The organism is Methylobacterium sp. ap11, assembly GCF_900110515.1.
Classification (GTDB): Bacteria; Pseudomonadota; Alphaproteobacteria; order Rhizobiales; family Beijerinckiaceae; genus Methylobacterium; species Methylobacterium ajmalii.
This window is the reverse complement of the sequence record NZ_FOEB01000003.1, coordinates 45,831-67,846: the sequence shown is the minus strand read 5'-3', so window position 1 is coordinate 67,846 and position 22,016 is coordinate 45,831. Positions and strand designations below refer to the sequence as shown.

The following is a 22,016-nucleotide window of genomic DNA, read 5'->3' as shown; positions in this document are numbered from 1 at the left end:
CAGCTTTCTGCGTGAGGCGCGAAATCGGGATTTTTCTTGTCGTTTATGAGAAAAATATTGCCGCTCCGGAATCGCATGATATTGTGCAGTGCACAGGAACCAAAGCGGGAGTCGTGCGTTGTCGTGGCAGTACGTCGCGGTTTCGTCCGCTCGCAATCCGTCCGGCTCGCGGCGTGAGGGCTCTTTCATGACATTTCCGGCGTCGGCGCGGTTGGCTTGGCATTCGCCGGCCGTGTCGTCTGGCGGCTCTCCTCGAGAGACCGTCGAGGGGCTGCGCGGCTCGCTCAAGCCGCGAATCCTCTACGCCACGCCGGAGATGGCGGATTTCGTGAAGACCGGTGGCCTCGGCGAGGTCGCGGCCTCGCTGCCCCGCGCCCTGCGCCAGCACTATGACGTGCGCATCCTGATCCCGGGCTACCGCCAGGTCGTCGAGCGGCATCCCGAGATCGCGGTGGTCGCCCACCTTCCTGGCGACGCCGAGATGCCGCCATGCGACCTCGGCCTGATCGAGACCGGCGACGGCCTGCCGGTCTACGTCATCCTCAATTCCGCGCTCTACGAGCGCGACGGCTCGCCCTACGGCGACCAGGGCGTCGACTTCCCCGACAACGATCTGCGCTTCGGCCGCCTCAGCCTCGCGGCCGCCGAGCTCGCGCAGGGGATCGACCCGGACTGGCGCGCCGACCTCCTGCACCTCAACGACTGGCAGACGGCGCTGGCGCCGGCCTACCTGGCCTGGCGCGGCCTGCGCACGCCGAGCGTGCTCACCATCCACAACCTCGCCTACCAGGGCCTTTTTCCGTGGGAGACCCTCGGCCGCCTCGGCGTGCCGGAGAGCGCCTTCAACATCGACGGGGTCGAGTTCTACGGCAAGCTGTCGTTCCTCAAGGCCGGCCTGTACTACGCCTCCCACGTCACCACCGTGAGCGAGACCTACGCCCACGAGATCACCACGCCGGAATTCGGCTGCGGCCTCGACGGCCTCCTGCGCACCCGCGCCCATCAGGGGCGGCTCGCCGGCATCCTCAACGGCATCGACGAGTCCTGGGATCCGCGCACCGACCCGCATCTCGCCACGCGGTTCGAGCCCGACGACTGGAAGGGCAAGCGTGCCAACGCCGACGCGGTGCGCACCCGCTTCGGCCTCGGCGTGTCGCGCGGGCCGCTCTTCGCCATCGTGTCGCGCCTCGTCCACCAGAAGGGCGTCGACCTGACGCTCGCGGCGGCCGAGTCGATCGTCGCCGAGGGCGGCCAGCTCGTGGTCACCGGCCAGGGCGAACCGCGCTTCGAGGCCGCCTTCCTCGACCTCGCCCGGCGCCATCCCGGCTCGGTCGGCGTCCGGGTCGGCTTCGAGGAGACCGACGCGCACCGGATGTTCGCCGGCAGCGACTTCCTGCTGATGCCGTCGCGCTTCGAGCCCTGCGGCCTCGCCCAGATGTACGCCCAGCGCTACGGCTCCCTGCCGATCGTCCACCGCACCGGGGGACTGGCCGACACCGTCGAGGACGGCGTCACCGGCTTCCTGTTCGGCGAATCCTCGCTCAAGGGCCTGAGCGGCGCCATCCGCCGCGCCTTCGACGTCTTCGCCTCGAAGCGCCGCCTTGGCGCGATGCGGCGCAACGCCATGGCGCGCGAGTTCGGCTGGGACCGGGCCGCCGACGGCTATTCCTCGCTCTACACCCGCGCCGTCGGCAACGGCGGCGAACTGATGCGGGCGCGCGCCGTCGCCTGAGGCGGATCGCTCGTCACCATCCGATCACCGGTCTTCCAAGTCTTCCGGTCTTCCAAGACCCCGCGGTGCCCCCGGCACCGCGGGGTCTTTCGCGTTCGGGCCGCGTCCACGCCGCCGCAGGACGCCGAGGCGCTTGACATCTGCCGCAACGGCAGAAATACATGAGCACGTGTTCATGTGTCGATGAGAGGGCGAGTGCAGGTCCTGTCGCCCGAGCAGGTCGGTGACGTGGCGGAGGTCTTTCGGCTCCTCGGCGAGCCGAACCGCCTGCGCATCGTGCTGGCCTGCCTGGAGACGGAGCGCACGGTCGGCGAGATCGGCGAGGCCCTCGGCCTGTCGCAATCGCTGACCTCGCACCACCTGCGCCTGCTGCGGACCGCCCGCATCCTGCGGGCGATCCGCCACGGCCGGCACGTCGCCTACGCGATCGACGACGATCACGTGCGCGACGTGCTGCGCAACATGGTGGCCCACCTCACCGAGCCGCACGATCACGATCACAGCCACGACCACGATCGGTCCCACCGCGAGGAACCTGACCCATGACCAGCACCAACGTCGAGACCGTGAAGTGCGCCTGCGAGGACTGCGTCTGCACGGTCCCGGTGGCGAAGGCCGTCTCCCGCGACGGCAAGGCCTTCTGCTGCGAGGAATGCGCCGAGGGCCATCCCCATCACGCGGGCTGCGACCACGCCGGCTGCACCTGCCACGGCTGAGCGTCCCGCCGGGGTCGCGCGTCCGGCCCCGGCATGCTCTAAAGCCCCCGGATACGAGCGCATCCGGGCCCCCGCCCGGATCGGGGGATGGATGAGCCGATGATCGCGGGCTGGACGGTGGTGCTGGCGGCCCTCGTCTATATCTGCGCCCTGTTCGCGGTCGCCCATTGGGGCGACGTGGCCGGGCGGACCCTGATGCGCGACGCACGGGTGCGGCCGACGATCTACGCCCTGTCGCTCGCGGTCTACTGCACCTCCTGGACCTTCTTCGGCTCGGTCGGGCTCGCCAGCCATACCGGCCTCGACTTCCTCACCATCTATGTCGGCCCGGTCCTGGTGATCGGGCTGGGCTACCGGCTGGTCGCCCGGGTGGTGCGGATCGCCAAGGCCCAGAACTCGACCTCGATCGCCGACTTCATCGCCGCCCGCTACGGCAAGAGCGAGCGCATCGCCGCCCTGGTCTGCCTGATCTCGGTGGTGGGGGCCGTACCCTACATCGCCCTGCAATTGCGGGCGGTGGCGGCCTCGCTCCAGGTCTTCCTGCGCACCACCGACGGGGTGGGGGTGTCGGCCGGCATGCTGGGCGATCTCGGGCTGTTCGTCGCCCTGGTCCTGGCGGGCTTCGCGGTCGCCTTCGGCACCCGCCACGCCGACGCCACCGAGCATCAGGACGGGCTGACCCTGGCGGTCGCGCTCGAATCCCTCGTCAAGCTGGTGGCCTTCATCACCGTCGGCGGCTTCGTGGTCGGCTGGATGCTGCGCGACGTGCCGGCCCCGCCGGTCGCCGAGGTCTCCCTCGGCACGCTGGTCGGGCAGACCTCGGGGCCCGCGACGCTGGTCGTCCAGGTCCTGCTCTCGGCCGCCGCCGTGCTGCTGCTGCCGCGCCAGTTCCACATGGCGGTGGTGGAGAACCGGGCGGTCGCGGATGTCGGGCGCGCCGCCTGGACGTTTCCGCTCTACCTCGTGCTCATCAACCTGTTCGTGGTGCCGCTCGCGCTCGCCGGCCTGGCGCTCTTCCCGGAGGGCACTGTCCAGCGCGACATGACCGTGCTGGCGCTCCCCCTGCACGAACGGGCCGACGGCATCGCGCTCGTCGCCTTCATCGGCGGGCTCTCAGCGGCGACCGCGATGGTGATCGTCGAGTCGGTCGCGGTGGCGATCATGATCTCGAACCACCTCGTCATCCCGGTGACGCTGCGCCGCCGCAACCTCGTGGCCGGCGCCTCGCCGTCGCCGGAGCCCGGCGCCTCGGACCTCGGCGGCTACGTGCTGGTGGTGCGCCGCATCGCGATCGTCGCGGTGGTGCTGGTGGCCTACGCCTATTCGCGGGTCGCCGGCGAGGTCGCCCTCGCCTCGATCGGGCTCCTGTCCTTCGCCGCCGTGGCGCAGATCGGCCCGGCCTTCGTCGGCGCGCTCTACTGGGGCCGCGGCACCGGCACCGGGGCCGCCGCCGGGCTCACCGTCGGGTTCGCGGTCTGGCTCTACACCCTGCTCCTGCCGAGCCTCGTTACCGGGGAGGGCTGGGCGGCCTCGCTCATCGCCGAGGGCCCGTTCGGCATCGAGGCCCTGAGCCCGACCGCCCTGATGGGCCTCGAGGACGTGCCGCGCCTCGTCCACGGCACGCTGTGGAGCCTCGGCCTCAACACGCTCGCCTACGTGGGTTTCTCGCTCCTGCGCCCGCCGAGCGCGATCGAGCGGCTGCAGGCCGAGGCCTTCGGTCAGGTTGCGGGCTTCGACGAGGCCGGTCCCGTCGCGCCGAGCTTCCGGCTGTTTCGCAGCGCCGTCACCCTGGGCGAACTGCGCGCCACGGTCGCCCGCTTCCTCGGCGAGGAGCGGGCGTCGCGCGCCTTCCGGGACTTCGCGCAGGCGCAAGGCCGCAGCCCGATGCCGGACGACGCGGTGGCGGGCCTGCCCGAGCTGCGCCACGCCGAGCACCTGCTCGCTTCGGCGATCGGCGCCTCCTCGGCCCGCCTCGCCCTGTCGCTGGTGCTGCGCCGGCGCAACGTCTCGCCGCGGGCGGCCCTGAAGCTCCTCGACGACGCCTCGGCGGCGTTCCAGTACAGCCGCGACATCCTCCAGCACGGCCTCGACCACGCCAAGCAGGGCATCACGGTCTTCGACCGCGACATGAAGCTGATCGTCTGGAACCGCGCCTTCGCCGACCTCTACGACCTGCCGGCCGGGATGATCCGCACCGGCATCGGGCTCGAGGCGATCGTGCGCTACAATGCCGGCCGCGGCGCCTACGGGGTGCGCGACGCCGACACCCTGGTGGCCGAGCGCATCGCCGCCTTCCGGCTCGAATCCGGGCCGCAGCGCCTGCGGCTGCATCCGAGCGGCCGGGTGATCGAGATCCGCGCCAACCTGCTGCCGAACGGCGGCGTGGTGGCGACCTATACCGACGTCACCGATTCGGTCGCCGCCGAGGAGGCCCGCACCCGCCTCAACGAGGAGCTGGAGAGCCGGGTGCGCGAGCGCACCGAGGAACTGACGCGCCTCAACGCGGCGCTCACCCGCGCCAAGGCCGAGGCCGAGGACGCCAACGCCTCGAAGACCCGCTTCCTGGCGGCGGCCAGCCACGACATCCTCCAGCCCCTCAACGCCGCGCGGCTCTACGCCAGCGCGCTCGTCGAGCGCGACCGCGGCACCGACCCGACGCTCGCCGAGAACGTCGACGCCTCCCTCGACGCCGTCGAGGAGATCCTGACCGCGCTCCTCGAGATCTCGCGCCTCGACACCGGCTCGCTCAAGCCCCAGCTCTCGATCGTGCGGGTCTCCGACCTCTTCCGCCAGGTCCAGCGCGAGTTCGGCCCGATGGCGCAGGAGAAGGGCCTGGACCTCGCCGTCATGCCCTCGTCGCTCGCCGTGCGCTCGGACCGGCAGCTGCTGCGGCGCCTGCTCCACAACCTGGTCTCGAATGCCATCAAGTACACGCCGGAAGGGCGCGTGCTCGTCGGCGCGCGGCGGCGCGGCGACCGGGTGGTGCTGATGGTGTGCGACACCGGGCTCGGTATCCCGGCCGCGCAGCAGAAGCTGGTCTTCCGCGAGTTCCAGCGCCTCGACCAGGGCGCCCGGGTCGCCCGCGGCCTCGGCCTCGGCCTCTCGATCGTCGAGCGGACCGCGCGGCTCCTCGACCATCCGGTCGGGCTCAAGTCGCAGCCCGGCCGCGGCTCGGCCTTCTCGGTCGCGGTGCCGGGCGCGCCGGTGCGGCCGGCCCTCGAGGCGCAGGGCGAGGCGCCGCGCCCCGCCACCGTGCCGCTCGCCGGCCTCACGGTGCTCGCGGTCGACAACGAGCCGGCGATCGTCGACGGGATGCGGGTGCTGGTCGGCAGCTGGGGCTGTGCGCTCCACACCGCCGGCTCGCTCAGCGAGGCCCTCGCCCTGGTGCTCGGCGGAGCGCTGCGCCCGGACGTGATCGTGGCCGACTACCACCTCGACCACGGCACCGGCCTCGACCTGATCGTGTCCCTGCGGGCCGCGCTCGCCGCCGACATCCCGGCGGTGCTCCTCACCGCCGACCGCTCGCCCGACGTGCGCGACGCGGCGGCCGCGCAGCGCGTCCAGGTGCTGAACAAGCCGCTCAAGCCCGCTTCCCTGCGCGCCCTGCTGACCCAGTGGCGCGGCCGTCAAGCGGCGGAATAGCCCGGACGCCCGCGTCCGGTCAGTGCCGCACCCACATCACCCGCGCCATCCAGGCGATCTCGGCGGCCGGGATCACCCGGTCGGGCGCGCCGGGGAGGGGGCCGCTCAGCTCGGCGGCCCGGGCGGTGCGGCGCCGGAGCTCGGCGGCCAGGATGCCGCCCCCGTCCAGGCACGTCACCACCCGGTCGCCCTCGCGCATCGCCGCCGTCGGGGAGAGCACGAGCACGTCGCCCTCGCGGTAGAGCGGCGTCAGGGCGCCGCCCCGGACCTCGATGGCGAAGCAGCCGTCCTCGTCGAGGCCCGGCAGCGCCATCTCCTGCAGGACGCTGCCCCGGCCCGGCAGGCCGTTGGCGCCGAGATGCCCGGCCGCGCTCCCGCTGTCGATCACCGGCACGGTGACGCGGGCCTCGCAGGGCTGGATCGCACCCGGGCGGGACGCCGACGGGGCGGGCGCCGGGCCGCGCGGCTCGATCAGGCGCAGGAACTCGTCGAGGCTCGCCCCGGTGGCGGCCAGGACCTTCGAGACGGATTCCGTCGACGGCCAGCGCTTGCGCCCGTCGGGGCTGATCCGCTTCGAGCGGTTGAAGCTTGTCGCGTCGAGGCCGGCGCGCCGCGCGAGCCCGGAGGCCGTCAGATTGTTGCGTTGGGCCAGGTGATCGATCGCGGACCAGATTCGCTCGTGGGACAGCATTGGAGACCTGGTCTGACGCCCTCGGTGGTCGCCACCGGACTATCAAATGTAAACTACCGAACCTTCGCGGAAAGGCAACGGCGTTGCCGCGCCGTCCCGCGGCCGCTATCGCTCGCCCGCCCACCCTCCAGGAAGCCCGCGGCGCCCATGTCCCTCATCTACAAGATCTGCCCCGCCGCCCTGTGGCGGGAGGCCGAGGCCGCCGGCCGGTTCGACGGCGCGCCGGTCGATCTCGCGGACGGCTACATCCATTTCTCGACCGCCGCGCAGGCGCCCGAGACCGCCGCCAAGCACTTCTCGGGACAGGACAATCTTCTCCTCGTCGCGGTCGAGGCCGAGGCGCTGGGCTCTGCCCTGCGCTTCGAGCCGTCCCGCGGCGGCGCGCTCTTTCCCCACCTCTACGGCCCGCTGCCGCTCTCCGCCGTCGCCTGGGTCGCGCCGCTGCCGGCCGGACCCGACGGCCGCCATGTTTTCCCAGATTCCATCGGAGGTTGACCGTGCTCGAGGCCGTCTTCCCGCTCGTCCGTCCGCTCCTGCACGCCCTCGACCCCGAGACCGCCCACACGCTGACCCTGGGGAGCCTCGCGCGCCTTCCCCTGCGTGACCCCCCGGCCGACGACCCGCGACTCTGCGTAACGGTTATGTCGCAGGTTTTCCCCAACCCGGTCGGCCTCGCGGCCGGGTTCGACAAGGGCGCCCGGGCGCCCGACGCGCTCCTCGGGCTCGGCTTCGGCTTCGTCGAGGTCGGCGGGGTGGTCCCCCGGCCACAGCCCGGCAACCCGCGGCCCCGGGTCTTCCGGCTGCCGGAGGACGGGGCGGTGATCAACCGGTTCGGCCTCAACAGCGAGGGGCTGGCGGTGGTGCGCGCCCGCCTCGAGGCCAGGCGCGGCCGACCGGGCGTCGTCGGGGTGAACATCGGGGCCAACAAGGAGGCGACGGACCGGCTGGCCGACTACGTCGCCTGCACCCGCGCTCTGGCCGGCCTCGTCGATTTCATCACCGTCAACGTTTCCTCGCCCAACACCCCGGGCCTGCGCGACCTCCAGGGCGAGGCCTTCCTCGACGACCTGCTCGCCCGGGTGGTCGCGGCCCGCGACGAGACGGGACCGGGCACCGCCGTGCTGCTCAAGATAGCCCCGGATATCGGCCTCGACGGCCTCGACGCGATGACCGCCACCGCCCGGCGCCGCGGCGTCGACGCCCTCGTGGTCTCGAACACCACCGTGGCGCGGCCCGCGAGCCTGCGGGGGGCCGCGAAGGCGGAGACCGGCGGCCTGTCCGGCCGGCCGCTTTTCTCGCCCGCGACCCGGCTCCTCGCCGAGGCCTACCTGCGGGTCGGCACCGCGCTGCCGCTGATCGGCGTCGGCGGGGTCGATTCGGCGGAGGCCGCCTGGACCAAGATCCGGGCCGGGGCGAGCCTGGTCCAGCTCTACTCCGCCCTCGTCTATGCCGGCCCGGGCCTCGCGCGCGACATCAAGGCCGGGCTGGTCGAGCGGATGGAGCGGGAGGGACTGCGGAGCCTCGCCGGCGTCGTCGGCCGCGACGCGGCGGAGCTGGCGAAGTCGGCCTGACGGGGCACAGGGGGTCCGGAGGCAACCCTCCGGAGCCCGCTTCACAGCTCCGGGTTCGTCGGCTCCGTGCGCCGGGCCACCACGGTGTAGCAGAGGCGCTTCTGCCCGAGCAGCGACTGGCGGTGATACGTCACCGCCGATTCGCCGAAGCCGAGGATCGCCAGCAGCTCCTGCATCGTCGTCGGCGCGATGGTCCACCAGGCATCGAAGCGGATCCGCTGGTCGCTGCGCGGCAGCAGGAAGACCGGCAGGCCGAGGCGGCGGGGCAGGAAGCGCAGGAGATGCAGCGATTTCGGCAGCATCTCGGTCACCACCACGGTCTCGCGGGTGAGCCGCAAGGTCCCGTGCAGCGCCCGGAACGGGTCGCGCAGGCGGGTGAGCGCGTTGCCCAGCACCGCGACGTCGACGGGACCCACCGCCGCCGGCACCTCGTAGAGCGAGCCGCCGGCCCGCTGCGCCCGGGAGCCGAGGGCGGCGTGGGCGTACCAGTAGGCGTTCTCGAACCGGCGCAGGTGGTTGCGGATCTCCGGCGCGATCACGGCGCGCTCGAAATCCGGGTAGGGCACCATCTCCCAGCAGGCCTCGCCGGAAAAGTCGTAGGACACCACCTCGGCGCCCCGCGCCTCCATGGCGAAGCCGAGAAAGCCGCTGGTGGCGCCGAAATCGAGCACCCGCTTGCCCGCCACCGCGACGACGCCGAGATAGGCGTCGAGCCCCGCCCGCAGGTCCCAGGTCCCCGGCACGGTGCCGTGGCCGGGCAGGTCGATGGTGTGGTTGAACGTGCACTCCGCCCGGTCGTCCACCACCCGGGGCGGCAGGAACGGGGGCTCGGTCTGCGCGGGCGGGTCCGCCGTCGTCATGCGGGGGTCATCTCGCGGGGTTCGTCTCGTGGGGCGGCGGGTTCGGGCGAAAGGGCGGGGGTCAGGCGTCGTCCCGCGCCGTCGGATAGGCCGGCATCCCCTCCGGCAGGGCGACCCAGGACAGGCGCCGGGAGACCCAGACGTGGTCGCGCGGGGGATACCGCTCCGGGTCGTCGAGGCTCGCCAGGGTCAGGTCGATCTCGTTCGGCAGGGCATCGGCCCGGTAGGCCAGCGGCGTGCCGCAGGACGGGCAGAAGGCGCGCTCGGCCCGCGGGCTCGAGCGCGACCAGGCGGGCGGACCGGCGGTGAAGCGGCAGGCGTCGCGCCGCACGGTGAGCCAGCCGACCATCGGCGCGCCGGTGGCGGCGCGGCAATCGGTGCAGTGGCAGACGGTCCGGTTCCACGGCTCGCCGTCCGCCGCGTAGCGGACCGCGCCGCAGCGGCATCCGCCGGCGATCGGCCCCCGCGGCGCTCACCGGGCCGCCTCGGCCGCCCGCCCGGCCGGGGCCTGCGGGAAGGCGCCGGCGACGAGCCGCGGGTAGAGCAGCGCCTGGCCGAGGCCGCGGGCCGCCAGGAAGGCCAGCATGGCGAGCCACAGCCCGGTATTGCCGGCCCCCCGCGTCAGCGTCAGCACCGCGACGTCGACGGCGAGCGCCGCGAGCATCAGGTTGCGCATCGGCCGGGTCCAGGTCGCTCCGACATAGACCCCGTCGAACGCGAAGGCGGCCGCCGCCGCGACCGGCGTGAGGGCGGCGTAGACGAGGTAGTCGCGGGCGACGGCCCGCACCTCCGGCGCGGTGGTGATCGCGTCGATGAACGATCCGCCGCCGACGAGGAACAGGCCCGACACCGCGAGCGCGAAGCCGAGGCACCAGCCGAGCGACAGCCGCACCGCGGCCCGGAACCGGCCCTCGTCGCGGGCGCCGAGCGCCTGGCCGCACAGGACCTCGGCGGCGGTGGCGAACCCGTCGAGGAAGAAGCTGCCGACGAGGAAGAGGTTCTGCAGCACCGCGTTGGCGGCGAGCGTCGCGTCCCCGGATCGCGCCCCGAGGGCGGAGAAGAGCGCGAGCGCGGTGATCAGCGCCAGGGTGCGCACCATCACGTCGCCGTTGACCGCCAGCATCCGGGCGAGGCCGGCCCGCTCGCCGATCTCGGCGACGGGGACCCGCCAGGGCCTGGAGCCGAGGCGGTGGAGCACCGCGAGCCCCAGCGCGGTGCCGGCGATCTCGGCCAGCACCGTGGCGAGCGCCGCGCCGGCGACGCCGTAATCCGCCCAGAGCACGAACAGCAGGGTGAGCACGACGTTGACGGCGTTGATGGCGACCTGGAGCCCGAGCCCGAGATCGGTGCGGCCGCGCCCGAGGGTCGAACCCAGGATCGCGTAGTTCGCGAGCGTGAACGGCGCGCACCAGATCCGCACGGCGAAATAGGCCGAGAGCGCGCCGGTCACCGCCGGGCTGGCCCCGAACAGCCGCACGGCCGCCGCGGCGAGGGGGCCCTGCAGCGCCACCAGGGCGAGGCCCACCGCCAGCGCCGCGGCGAGCGCCCGGGCGAGCGTCCGGTCGATCTCGGCGGCGTCGCCCGCCCCGGTCGCCTGCGCGGTGAGGCCGGCGGTGGCCATGCGCAGGGCACCGAAGGTCCAGAACAGGTAGTCGAACGCCACCGCGCCGAGCGCCAGCGCCCCGAGGAGCGCCGCGTCGCCGAGCCGCCCGACCGCCGCCGTCCCGACGAGGCCGAGGAGCGGCGTCGTGACGTTGGCGAGCGTGATCGGCACGGCGAGCGCCAGCATGCGGCGATGCGTGACCTCCGGGCCCGCACTGCCCGGGCCCGCGGCGGCAGGGTTCATCGATCGTGTTCCGATACTCTCTCGCCGATCCTGACCCGCAGGGGCCTTCAGCGGCTGCGGGCGAAGACGCGCGACAGGAGCCAGAGCGGCACCACCACCGCCGCGCCGGCGACGAACCAGCGGCCGGCATCGTGGAAGGTGTCGAAGCTCAGTTCGAGCAGCGAGCGCACGGTGTCGTAGGCCTGGGCGAACAGGAGGCCGGGCGTGACCCCGAGCATCGCCATGCCCGCGCCGACGAGGACCGACAGGAAGACAAGCCTCAGCAGGACCGCGCCGGGCGAACCGCCCAGGAAACGGTGCAGGCCGGAGGAGGGGCGGTCGCGGTAGGCGCCGGGGCCCGGATCGAAGCCGGCCGGCCCCTGGCCGTAGGGATCCTGGCCGAGGGGGCCCTGACCACGGGGACCCTGGCCGCCGAAGGGCCGCTGGAATCTCTGCTCGCTCATGTGTCCTCGCGACCCCTCGCCGTTGCGCCTGTCCGGACCTGTAAAACGGCGATGCGCTCCGACCGTGGCGGGATTGTCACAGATTCGACGAAACCCGGCGCGGCCTGGCGCATTGCACCGTTTGGCAATCCGCACCTGAGATGGCAACCTTCGCGGATTATCCCAAGATGCCCAAGCTGAGATGCCCGGTGTGACAGCACGAGCCTGAACGGGACGCATCCGAACACGCCGGGCCGGACGAGGGCCCCCCGCAACCCCGAGACGCCCCGCCCCGGCGCGGCGCCGCGAGATTGATACCCCGAGCATGATCGACCACGCGCTCTTCGACCCGGCGAAAACGGATCCCGACGCCGAGCGGCTGAACCGGGAGATCATCGCCGCGCAGGCCCAGGCGCCCGACCCGTGGTCGATGCCGGTGGCCGAGGTGCGCGAGCGCCGCCGCCGCGGCAGCATCGCCTACCCGGCGATGCCGCGCAGCGCCCGGGCCGAGACGATCACGATCGCCGGCCCCGGCGGCCCGCTGGCGCTCCGGGTGATCCGGCCCCAGCGCAAGGCCCGGGGCGCCTACCTGCATATCCATTCCGGCGGCTGGGTCTGGGGCGGGGCCGACGAGCAGGATCCCTGGCTCGAGCGCATCGCCGAGCGCTGCGGCTTCGTCTGCGTCTCGGTCGAGTATCGCCTCGCCCCCGAGCACCCCTACCCGGCGCCGATCGACGATTGCGAGGCGGCGGCGCTCTGGCTCTACCGCGAGGGCCGGGCGCTGTTCGGGGTCGAGGCCCTGACCATCGGCGGCGAATCGGTCGGGGCGCACCTGAGCGTGATGACGCTCCTGCGCCTGCGCGACCGCCACCGGCTGCCGAAAGCCTTCCGGGGCGCCAACCTGTTCTCCGGCCTCTACGACCTCGGCGTGACCGCGAGCGCCCGCAACTGGGGCGACGAGCGCCTCGTCCTCAACTCGACCGACATCCGCCGCTTCGCCGACGGCTTCGTGCCCGAGGGCGTCGCCCGGCGCTCGCCGGACGTCTCCCCGCTCTACGCCGACCTCGCCGGCCTGCCCCCGGCGCTGTTCTCGGTCGGCACCCGCGATCCGCTCCTCGACGACACGCTGTTCATGTCGATGCGCTGGGCCTCGGCCAACAACGGCGGCTACACCTCGGTCTATACCGGCGGCTGCCACGTCTTCATCCGCTACAACCTGGCGATGACCCAGCGGGCCCTGGAGCTGATCGAGCGGTTCCTGATGGCGCTCGCGTGAGGGCGGGGTAGGGCGCCCGGCGTGGCGCCGGGCCGGGCGGCGGCGCTCGCCTACGCGCTCCTGACCTTCGCGACGTTGCTCTGGGCCGGCAACGCGGTGGCGAGCAAGGTCGCGGTCGGCCTCGTCTCGCCCCAGGCGCTGGTGGCCCTGCGCTGGTCGATCGCGCTCACCGCCATCGCGGTCCTGGCCGGGCGCGAGACGATCCGCCACCGCGCGACCCTGCGGGCGCACTGGCCGATGATCCTCCTGATGGGCGGGTTCGGCTATACCGGCTTCAACGCGCTGACCTACGAGGCGGGCGCGATGACCAGCGCGGTCAACCTGGCGCTGATCGAGGGCACGATCCCGGTCCTGGTGCTCGTCCTCAACTTCCTCGTGCGCGGCGTGCCGGTGCGGGGCGGCCAGCTCCTCGGCGCCGCCATCACGCTCGGCGGGGTGGTGCTGGTGGTGAGCCGGGGCGATCTCGCCCGGCTCGCCGCCCTCGACCTCAACCGCGGCGACCTTCTGGCCGCGCTCGCCTGCCTGTTCTACGCCGGCTACACCATCGCCCTGCCGGCGCGCCCGGCGGTGCCGGCGCTCGCCTTCTTCGCCGCCATGGCGGTGGCGGCCTGGGCGACCTCGCTGCCGCTCCTGCTCGGCGAGTGGGCGAGCGGCCGCACCCTGTGGCCCGGCGCCGCCGGCTGGGGGCTGATCGCCTTCACGGCGCTGGGGCCGTCGCTCGCGGCGCAACTCGCCTACATGCGCGGGGTCGAGACGCTGGGCCCCAACCGCGCCGGCCTGTTCAACAACCTCGTCCCGGCCTTCGGGGCGCTCCTGGCGGTGGGGCTGGTGGGCGAGCCGTTCGGCACCGTCGAGGCGCTGGCGCTCGCCCTGGTGCTCGGTGGAATCGCGGTGGCGGAGTTCTTCGGGCGCAAGGCGGCTTGAGCCGCCGCTCGGACGCACGGTCGATCATGACCGCGTGAATGACCGCTGGGGGTGGTAAGCGCACTGATCCGCAGCATCCAAGAGCGGCTCGCGACCTGGTACATGTATGCATCGGGACCAATCGCCGACCGAAACCGGCTGGCAAAGCGGAACGTCGCCGCTACAAACGAGATGCAGACGGGTGGGAAGGGCTCGCCGTGCGTGTGAGCTGCTGTGACGCAAATCGACCCCCTTGGCCATTCTATCGCCGATCCGGACCGGCTCGCGGCTCTCGATGCCTTGGCGGTGCTCGGCACTCCGACCGAGCAGAGCTTCGATGACGTCGCGCGCCTCGCTTCTCGCCTCTGTGCGGCACCCGTCGCTCTCGTGAGCCTCGTCGCCGCTGATCGACAGTGGTTCAAGGCCAACGTCGGCTTCCCGCGCTGCGAAACCGGCCTTGAGGGCTCGGTCTGCAAGTTCGCGCTCACCGAGCCCGACCTGCTCGTCATCCCGGACCTCGCCGCTGATCCGCGCACGGCATCAAACCCCCTCGTCACGGGAGAGCCCCATATCCGCTTCTACGCCGGAGCGCCGCTGCGCCTGACGGACGGCGCGGTCGTCGGCTCGCTGTGTGTCATCGATACCGTTTCCCGGCCCAAAGGGCTGACCCCGCAACAGGGTGACGACCTGCGCGCCTTGGGCCGCCAGGTCGTCCTCCTCCTTGAGGCGCGACGATCGATGGCCCGCGACAGGGCCGAGGCCGTCGAGAAGAGGGAGGCGCAGGCCTCCGCGCTCGCGCGCGCCGCAGTGAGCGAGGCGCAGAATATCTTCCTCCGCGTCAGCGACCAACGCTCGCGCTTCGCCCAAGAGGCCGGTGGCGTCGGCACGTTCGAGCTGATCGTCGCTTCCAGCATGATGCAGGTCTCGGCCGAGTTCTGCCGCCTCTACGGCGTGCCGATCGCGCCCCTCTACTCGGCCGCAACCTTCGAGGCGCTGGTGCTGCCCGAGGACGCCAACGTGCGCTCCCGCGACGCGAGCCGCGAGGATGGCAGCGCAGCGCTCGATGTCGAGTACCGCATCCACCGTGCGGACGACGGCGAGTTGCGTTGGATCGCACGTCGGGCGAGCTTCACCCGCGACGAGCATGGGACCGTCGTCGGCATGTTCGGCACCGTCCGGGACGTCACCGAGCGCCGCAAGGTGCAGGACGCCCTGCACGCCAGCGAGGCACTGGCTCGGGAGAGCGTCCAGCGCGTGCAGCTGGCGCTGGCGGCCGGGGCGATCATCGGCACCTGGAATTGGGACATTCCCTCGGACCGCTTCACCATCGACGAAGCCTTCGCCCAGACCTTCGGCCTTGACCCGGCCCTCGGACGTAAAGGCATCCCGCTCGCTCAGATCGTCGCCACCGTGCATCCCGACGACAAGCGCGGGTTATCGACCGCCATCACCACCGCTATTTTGCGTGGCGGTGCCTACGCCCATCAGTACCGGGTGCGCCGCGCGGACGGGCGCTACTACTGGATCGAGGCCAACGGTCGAGTCGACAGGGCGGAGGATGGCACACCGCTGAGCTTTCCTGGCGTCCTGCTCGATATCGAGGAACGACGCGCTGCCCAGGCCGCGCTGACCGCGAGCGAGAGCCGATTGAGGGCGCTCGTGACTGCGGGCGCACAGTCCGTCTACCGGATGAGTCCCGACTGGCAGGAGATGCGCCAGCTCGACGGGCATGGCTTTCTCGCCGACACGGTCGTGCCAACCGTGCACTGGCTCGACCTGTACATCGATCCCGCCGATCGCCCGGAGATGATGGCAGCGATCGAGGATGCGATCCGGCGCAAGGGTACGTTCGAGCTTGAGCATCGGGTGCGGCGGGCCGATGGAAGCTTCGGCTGGACGCTCTCGCGCGCCGTCCCCCTCTTCGAGGAGCACGGCGAGATCGCAGAGTGGTTCGGGGCGGCGAGCGACGTGACCGCCCGTCGAACCGCCGAGGCGCGGCAGGCAGCATTGGTCGAGATAGGTGACCAGTTGCGCGACCTTGGCACGGTGCCCACCATCGTACACGCAGCGGCTGGGACCGTCGCGCGGATGCTCGGTGCAACACGTGCCGGTTATGGCTTGGTCGATGTCGCACGCGAGACGGTAGAGGTTCCATCCGATTGGTGCGCACCGGGGATTGCCTCCGTCGCGGGCCTGCACGATTTCCGCGACTACGGCTCATACATCGAGGACCTGCGGCGCGGCGCAGCCGTCCTGATCAAGGATGTGGAGCGCGACCCACGCACGCAGAAGAGCGCGGTGAAGCTGCTCGCGATCGGTGTGCGGACGCTGATCAACGTGCCCGTGATGGAGCGCGGGCGCCTCGTCGGGATTGGCTTCATCAACTCCGATCGACCCAACGCCCTCTCAGCCGAGGAATTGGCCTTTGTGCGGGCCGTGGCTGATCGGATCCAGGTCGCTGTGGCGCGCGTGCAGGCGGAGGCGCAGCAAGTGCTGCTGAACGGCGAACTGTCGCACCGGCTCAAGAACACTCTTTCGATGGTGCAGGGTATCGCCAGCCAGACGCTACGCAGCGTGCCGGACCAAGCCCCAGTCCAGGCTTTCACGCAGCGGCTGGTAGCCCTGTCGCAGGCGCACGATGTGCTCTTGCAGGACAGCTGGACATCCGCGCCGATGCGCGCCGTCGTCGACCGTGTGCTGGCCGTGCAAGCGCCCCTGGAGCGCTTCCGGATTAATGGCCCCAACCTGTCGCTGGCCCCTCAGGCGACACTGTCGCTCTCGATGCTGCTGCACGAGTTGACCACGAACGCCGTAAAGTACGGCGCGCTCTCGACAGAAGCGGGGATGGTCAGTGTTACCTGGCGGGTCGAGGATGACGACGATCGAACGGCCGTGCTGACCTGGCAGGAGCGTGGTGGTCCGCCAGCGCAGGCGCCGACGCGTCGTGGTTTCGGAACGCGGTTGATACAGCTCGGACTGGTCGGAACCCGTGACACCCGGCTGAGTTATAGCACGTTGGGCTTCGACGCTGAATTTCGGGCGCCCAGCTCAGAGGTAGTGGCGTCGTGATCCGGGCGGTGACGGGTTCTCTCGAGGGGAGCCCATGACGACGCAGCGCGACGAGCGCCGACCGATCGTACTTCTGATTGAAGACGAACCGATCCTGATGATGACCCTGTCGGACCTGATCGAGGATGCCGGCTGCGACGTTGTCGAGGCGACGACGACCGCCAAGGCGGTCCGTCTCCTAGAGGAGCGCACGGACATCCGCGTGGTGATGGCGGACCTGGATGTGCGCGGATCGGTGATGGGGCTGAAGCTGGCCGCCCTGATCCGAGACCGCTGGCCGCCAATTGAACTGATCTTGACGGGTGCGGTGAAGCCGGATCTGTCGAGCATCCCGGCCCGTGGTGTGTTCCACGACAAGCCATTCAACCACGCGGGCATTGTCGGAAGCATTCGCTCATTCCTATCAGCCGCCGGTTGACCAGGTTCCGCGATGGGTCGCCAGCAGACCCTCGATCGCCAAGAGCCTCGGAGGATCAGCCCTGGCCCCTCTGCCCGCCGAGCCCGAGCCGGCGGATCAGCAGGAAGGCGGCCGCCGCCGACATCGCGGCGATCAGGATCGCCACCGTCGAGCCGTCGTCCCACTCGGCGAGCGGCAGGCCCTTGGTGTTCATGCCGAACAGGCCGGTGACGAGGGTGGGCGGCAGGAACAGGGCGGTCAGGATCGACAGGGTGTGGAGCTGGCGGTTCGACTGCCGGGCGAGCAGGCCGGACAATTCCTCCTGCAGGAGCCGGCTGCGCTCGGCCAGCACCACCATGTCGCGGTCGAGGGCGTCGAGCCGCTGGGCGATGCGGGCGGCGGCCTCCCGGGTCTCCTCCGGCAGGTCGTCGCTCTCCTCCTCCAGGCGGTGGAAGACCGCCCGCAACCCGTTGAGCTGGCGATGCAGCCGCACCGCGTCGCGGCGGATCGGCCCGAGCTGGCGGGTCTCCTGGCGGATGCGCTCGTCGAGGATGTGGTCCTCGATCCCGTCGAGCCGGTCGGACAGGGCGGCGCCCCGCGCCCCGATCGCCGCGGCGACCCGGCCGATCAAGGTTTCGAGGAGCGCCACCGGCCCGGCAAGCGGCCGGCCCCCGGCGACGACCTCCCGCACCGCGTCGGGCCCGACGATCGGGTGCCGCCGCCCGCTGACGAGGAAGTTGGCGCCCAGCACGAAATGCAGCCGCCCGGCGGCGTCGGGCAGCCGCTCGGGCGCGGCCTCCGGCCCCTCGGCCTCCCGGGCGAGGTCGGCGATGACACCGCCGACCTGGCCGTCCTCGATGCTCACCCGCTGGTGCGGATCGCTGGCGAAGGCCGCCGCCGCGAGGTCGGGCGGACCGAGCCGCCCCTCGGCGATCAGGCCCGGCACCCGGGCGTCGTTGAGGTTGACGTGGAGCCAGACGAAGCCGTCGCCGAAGCGGCCGAGCGCCGGCACCTCCTCGCCGGGCTCGACCAGGCGCCCGCGCCCGCCCGCGTCGAACCGCATCGCCCAGATCAGGCCCGGCAGGGCCGGCTCGTCGCTGAGGAGATGGGTCATCGCAGCGTCCTTCGCGCCTCTTCGCCGGAGACGGCGTGGCCCGAGGGCTAGAGCATTTTCCGACGAAGTGGATGCCGGTTCGTCGACGAAAATGCGGCAAAATCAAAATTCTAGAGAGCTTCGCGATTGCAACGCGATCGTGAAGCGCTCTAGGGACGGAGCGCGACGGTTCGATGACGGCGCCCGCTGCCGGGCCGCGTCCCTCAGAACGCGTAGCGCACGCCGCAATACGGCAGCTCCTCGGCCAGCAGCGCCTTGAACCGGGACAGCCAGCGGCCCTTCCAGCCGGTGCGGTAGCGCAGGTTCTCCATCCCGCCCTCGGAGCGCTTGGTCTCCTGGATGTCGGGGCGCCACAGCAGCGCCTCGGCCTTGGGGTGCCAGCGCAGGTTCACCTCGTGCAGGGCGGCGTTGTGGGTGAGGAAGATGATCTCGGCCTTCAGCTGCGCCTTGGCGGCCGGGCCGATGCCGGCCTCGAGCGCGCGAAACAGCGCCCGCCAATCCTCCTCCCAGCCCTCGTAGAGGATCACCGGCGAGAAGTTGACGTGGACCTCGTAGCCGGCGGCCACGAAGGCGTCGATCGCGGCGATCCGCTCCGGCATCGGCGAGGTCCGCACGTCGACCACCCGGGCGATGCGCTCGGGCATCAGCGAGAAGCGGATGCGAGTCTTGCCCTCGGGCCTGTAGGCGAGGAGGTCCGGGTTGACGAACTTGGTGGCGAAGGAGGCCTTGGCGTTCGGGATGCCGCGAAACAGCCCGACGAGGTCGCGCACGCCCCCGCTCGCCAGCGCGTCGACCGAGAGGTCGCCGTTCTCGCCGAGGTCGTAGACCCAGTGCCGGTCGTCGATCTGGTCGGGGGCGGGGAGGGGGCCCTGCCCGGCGGCGTGGCGGGCGATCGCCCGGCCGATCGCCTCGGTGTTGACGAACAGGGTGATCGGGTTGGCGTAGCCCTTGCGGCGCGGCACGTAGCAATAGGCGCAGGCCATGGCGCAGCCGTTGGAGCTCGACGGCGCGATGAAGTGGGCGCTGCGGCCGTTCGGCCGCGAGGCGAGGCCCTTCTTGACCCCGAGCACCAGGGTCGAGCGCTTGATCCGCACCCAGTCCTCGACCGAGCCGGCATTGCCGTGCAGCTCCGGGATGTTCCAGTGCGAGGCGACCTCGATCCGCCGCGCCGGCCCGAACCGCTCCAGGATCTCCCGGCCGAGAGGATAGGCCGCGACGGCGGGCTCGAGGTAGATCGTGTCGATGGCCAGGAGGTTTGACAGGGACGGGCTCGGATGCGGGGCTTGCGTGCAGGGCGCGGGCTCTCAGGATCTAGGGCGGTCGCGGGGCTCCAGCAGGGGCACGAGCAGGCCCGCCGCCGCGAAGGCGCCGCCGACCGCGCAGAGCGCCGGCCAGCCGCCGGCCGCGAAGGCCCGGGTGCCCGCAGAGGCGCCGAGCGCGCCCCCGGCGAAGATCGCGGTGAAGAACACGGTGTTGATCCGGCCCCGCGCGCCCGGCGCGAGCGCATAGACCCGGGTCTGGTTGGCGATGAGCGCGGTGTTGATGCCGATGTCGATGAGCAGCACGCCCACCGCCAAGGCTACCAGCGAATGGCCGCCGAGGAGCCCGAACACCGCGAAGGCGGCGAGCGTGAGCGCGCCGCCGCCGACCAGCACCGGGCGCGGGCTGCGGGTATCGGCGAAGCGCCCGGCCACCGGGGCGCAGAGCGCGCCCGCCGCCCCGATGAGCCCGAACAGCCCGGCCCCGGCGGGATCGAGCCCGAAGGGCGGCGCCTCGACGAGGAGCGCCAGGGTGGTCCAGAATGCGTTGAAGGCGGCAAACAGCAGCGCCTGGGCGAGTGCCGCCCGGCGCAGGACCGGCTGCTCGCGCACGAGGTCGAGGAGCGAGGCCAGGAGCGCCCCGTAGCGGATCCGGGTGCTGGGCGCCGTCCCCGGCAGGCCGAGCCGGGCGAGGCCGGCCAGCGCCACCGCGAGCCCGGCCGCCCCGTAGAACACCGCCCTCCAGCCGGCCCAGGCGCCGACGAATCCGCTCAGGGTCCGGGCGAGCAGGATGCCGAGCAGCAGGCCCGTCATCACCTGGCCGACCATCCGGCCGCGCGTGGCGTCCGGCGCCAGCTCGGCGGCGAAGGGCACCGCCTGCTGGGCGGCGGTCGACAGCACGCCGATCAGGAAGCTCGCCAGCACCAGGACCCACAGGCTCGTGCTCGCCGCTGCCAGGACCAGCACGGCGGCGAGCAGCAGCAGCTGACCGACGATCAGGCTGCGCCGCGGCAGGGCGTCGCCGAGCGGCACGAGGCCGAGGATGCCGAGGCCGTAGCCGGCGAGCGTCGCGGTCGGCACCAGAACCGAGGCGTCGTGGCCGAAGACCTGGGCGAGCAGCCCGAGCAGCGGCTGGTTGTAGTAGATGTTGGCGACCGCCCCGCCGGCGATCAGGCTGAGGCTCAGGCGGGTCGCGGCGGTGAGCGCGGTCATCGATGGCTTCCGGGGAGGGGCCTGGGCGGGAACGGAGACTTGGGGGCGGGAACTTGGGGCGGTATCGCGCGGCAGGATGCCCGGGAGACGACCGCGCCGGGGGATCGCCCTGGTGGACGGTGATCCGACATAGCGGCTTTTCGCGCCGCGGCACGGGCTTGGCCCGCACACCGGCTCTGCCCGTCGGACATCCCTGCCCCCCGACATGCGGCAATCGCACGCCCCCCGGGGTACCTTCCGTCGGGGGAGATCGATCCCCATCTCTCTAATCGGGCGGCTGGGACACCGGCCCGCCCCCATACCGATCCATCGATCGTGGTCGATCGGTTCCCTCGCGGGCCGGGATGCGACGCAGCATCCGGCCCCGCGGCCCCGGCCCCTCCACGGGCCGCGGCGAGGTCGCCTCGGGAGCCTTCGAGCGGGGACACCCGCACCCTCGTCGACGCGATCCAGTGTCCAGGGAGATGCACCATGTCGCAGTACCGCGTGCTGTTCGCCAAGCAGATCCTCGGGGTCCCGTTCACCGTCGGGGCCGTCGAGATCGGCCGCGCCCGCGATCCCGACCGGGCGGTGCGCGCCGCCGCCCTGCGCTTCGCCCGCCAGCACGGCGTCGAGGACTGGCGCGAGCGGGCCGACGTGGCCGAGCTCGATTCCGGGGCGACCCGCGCCGCCTGATCCGGCACCCCCCGACCCGATGCCTCGAGCCCACGACGCCCGATTGCCCCGCGATCGGGCGTCGTCCTATGAGGAACCTCCCCAAGGACTTGCCGAGGACCTCCTGCCCGATGGCCCGCCTGCGCTCCGATTTCTGGGTCGCCGCCCACCTGCGCCGCTGCGCCGTCGAGGGGCTGAGCGCGGTGCAGCGCCGGCGCGGCGCGCCCGAGGCCGGCGCGATCTTCGTCAAGGTCGACCGCCTCGACGGCCGCGCCGACCTCTACGGCCCGGCGCCCCAGGCCCTGTTCGAGGACGACGAGACCGGCGGGCGCCGCTTCGAGCCCCTGATGCGGGAGGCCTTCCCGCCCGACGTCGAGGCCCGGCTCGCCAAGGAGATCCGGTTCGATTCCGATCTCTGGATCGTCGAGATCGACGACCGCGAGGGCCGGCACTTCCTCGATCTCGCCGGGTAGAAGCCAGGCGGTGCGTCGGCGCCCGGCTGTCCGCCGGGGCTCGAACACGGCATAAGGGGAGGGTCCGGCCGTCCCGCGGTGGCACCGACCCTGCAGGGTCCGCCCTGCCCGTCCGGTACGCCGACAAGGCCGTTCCGCCCCGGCGCGACGCTCCGTCCCTTCTCCGTCAGGCCCCCACC

The 22,016-nt window shown here is 72.2% G+C and carries 20 protein-coding genes; 12 read left to right on the top strand and 8 right to left on the bottom strand.

The genetic code is table 11. The features are described 5' to 3' along the window. Nucleotides 1-187: 187 nt before the first annotated feature. The 4 genes from glgA (at nt 188) to BMX97_RS04885 (ending at nt 6,090) form a co-directional block, all read left to right on the top strand. Nucleotides 188-1,732 (top strand): glycogen synthase GlgA, encoded by a 1,545-nt coding sequence (gene glgA, locus BMX97_RS04900; protein WP_091746099.1) that lies wholly within the window; start codon nt 188-190, stop codon nt 1,730-1,732. 195 nt (nt 1,733-1,927) lie between these two features. Then, on the top strand, nt 1,928-2,278 hold the full coding sequence (locus BMX97_RS04895) for an ArsR/SmtB family transcription factor (protein ID WP_244538291.1): 351 nt from the start codon (nt 1,928-1,930) through the stop codon (nt 2,276-2,278). After that, a complete protein-coding gene (locus tag BMX97_RS04890) occupies nt 2,275-2,448 on the top strand; it encodes a metallothionein (protein WP_060850933.1) in 174 nt (57 codons plus the stop codon). Before BMX97_RS04895 ends, BMX97_RS04890 begins: the two co-directional genes overlap by 4 nt. Before the next feature lie 99 nt (nt 2,449-2,547). Next, nucleotides 2,548-6,090 carry a PAS domain-containing hybrid sensor histidine kinase/response regulator gene (locus tag BMX97_RS04885; protein ID WP_091746981.1) on the top strand — a complete coding sequence of 1,181 codons (3,543 nt, stop codon included), beginning with the start codon at nt 2,548-2,550 and terminating at the stop codon, nt 6,088-6,090. A gap of 19 nt (nt 6,091-6,109) precedes the next feature. Here the strand turns inward: BMX97_RS04885 and BMX97_RS04880 are convergent, their stop codons facing one another. Beyond that, on the bottom strand, nt 6,110-6,781 hold the full coding sequence (locus BMX97_RS04880; RefSeq protein ID WP_091746096.1) for a S24 family peptidase: 672 nt from the start codon (nt 6,779-6,781) through the stop codon (nt 6,110-6,112). 147 nt (nt 6,782-6,928) lie between these two features. On the opposite strand from BMX97_RS04880, the gene BMX97_RS04875 reads away from it, so the two are divergent. After that, nucleotides 6,929-7,276, top strand: a complete 348-nt coding sequence (locus BMX97_RS04875; protein ID WP_091746093.1) for a DUF952 domain-containing protein — start codon at nt 6,929-6,931, stop codon at nt 7,274-7,276. Nucleotides 7,277-7,278: 2 nt separating this feature from the next. Beyond that, nucleotides 7,279-8,352: a quinone-dependent dihydroorotate dehydrogenase gene (locus tag BMX97_RS04870; protein WP_091746091.1), complete on the top strand. Its 1,074-nt coding sequence runs from the start codon at nt 7,279-7,281 to the stop codon at nt 8,350-8,352. 41 nt (nt 8,353-8,393) lie between these two features. Here the strand turns inward: BMX97_RS04870 and BMX97_RS04865 are convergent, their stop codons facing one another. The 4 genes from BMX97_RS04865 to BMX97_RS04850 form a co-directional block, all read right to left on the bottom strand. Next, nucleotides 8,394-9,212 (bottom strand): class I SAM-dependent methyltransferase, encoded by an 819-nt coding sequence (locus BMX97_RS04865; RefSeq protein WP_091746088.1) that lies wholly within the window; start codon nt 9,210-9,212, stop codon nt 8,394-8,396. 61 nt (nt 9,213-9,273) lie between these two features. Then, a complete protein-coding gene (locus tag BMX97_RS04860) occupies nt 9,274-9,669 on the bottom strand; it encodes a GFA family protein (protein ID WP_091746085.1) in 396 nt (131 codons plus the stop codon). 15 nt (nt 9,670-9,684) lie between these two features. Continuing rightward, a complete protein-coding gene (locus tag BMX97_RS04855) occupies nt 9,685-11,058 on the bottom strand; it encodes an MATE family efflux transporter (protein WP_091746083.1) in 1,374 nt (457 codons plus the stop codon). Nucleotides 11,059-11,105: 47 nt separating this feature from the next. Continuing rightward, a complete protein-coding gene (locus BMX97_RS04850) occupies nt 11,106-11,501 on the bottom strand; it encodes a DUF6460 domain-containing protein (RefSeq protein WP_091746080.1) in 396 nt (131 codons plus the stop codon). A 304-nt stretch (nt 11,502-11,805) separates the two neighbouring features. Between BMX97_RS04850 and BMX97_RS04845 the strand changes: the two genes are divergently transcribed. The 4 genes from BMX97_RS04845 (at nt 11,806) to BMX97_RS04830 (ending at nt 17,146) form a co-directional block, all read left to right on the top strand. Then, nucleotides 11,806-12,756, top strand: a complete 951-nt coding sequence (locus BMX97_RS04845; protein WP_091746077.1) for an alpha/beta hydrolase — start codon at nt 11,806-11,808, stop codon at nt 12,754-12,756. 21 nt (nt 12,757-12,777) lie between these two features. Beyond that, nucleotides 12,778-13,680, top strand: coding sequence for a DMT family transporter (locus BMX97_RS04840; protein WP_091746074.1), 903 nt, complete (start codon nt 12,778-12,780; stop codon nt 13,678-13,680). A gap of 213 nt (nt 13,681-13,893) precedes the next feature. Then, nucleotides 13,894-16,728, top strand: coding sequence for a PAS domain-containing protein (locus BMX97_RS04835; RefSeq protein WP_091746072.1), 2,835 nt, complete (start codon nt 13,894-13,896; stop codon nt 16,726-16,728). Between the two features lie 34 nt (nt 16,729-16,762). Continuing rightward, nucleotides 16,763-17,146, top strand: a complete 384-nt coding sequence (locus BMX97_RS04830; protein ID WP_091746069.1) for a response regulator — start codon at nt 16,763-16,765, stop codon at nt 17,144-17,146. Nucleotides 17,147-17,201: 55 nt separating this feature from the next. Here BMX97_RS04830 and BMX97_RS04825 read toward each other — a convergent pair whose 3' ends face one another. From BMX97_RS04825 to BMX97_RS04815, 3 genes are all read right to left on the bottom strand, one after another. Then, nucleotides 17,202-18,239, bottom strand: a complete 1,038-nt coding sequence (locus tag BMX97_RS04825) for a CorA family divalent cation transporter (protein WP_244538289.1) — start codon at nt 18,237-18,239, stop codon at nt 17,202-17,204. Nucleotides 18,240-18,442: 203 nt separating this feature from the next. Next, entirely contained in the window at nt 18,443-19,501 is a 1,059-nt protein-coding gene (locus BMX97_RS04820) for a spore photoproduct lyase family protein (protein WP_091746065.1), read from the bottom strand. Between the two features lie 42 nt (nt 19,502-19,543). Next, a complete protein-coding gene (locus BMX97_RS04815; protein ID WP_091746062.1) occupies nt 19,544-20,710 on the bottom strand; it encodes an MFS transporter in 1,167 nt (388 codons plus the stop codon). A gap of 471 nt (nt 20,711-21,181) precedes the next feature. On the opposite strand from BMX97_RS04815, the gene BMX97_RS04810 reads away from it, so the two are divergent. Continuing rightward, complete coding sequence (locus BMX97_RS04810) at nt 21,182-21,385, top strand: hypothetical protein (protein WP_091746059.1); 204 nt, start codon at nt 21,182-21,184, stop codon at nt 21,383-21,385. Nucleotides 21,386-21,495: 110 nt separating this feature from the next. Beyond that, complete coding sequence (locus tag BMX97_RS04805; protein WP_091746056.1) at nt 21,496-21,837, top strand: DUF1491 family protein; 342 nt, start codon at nt 21,496-21,498, stop codon at nt 21,835-21,837. Nucleotides 21,838-22,016: the final 179 nt, after the last annotated feature.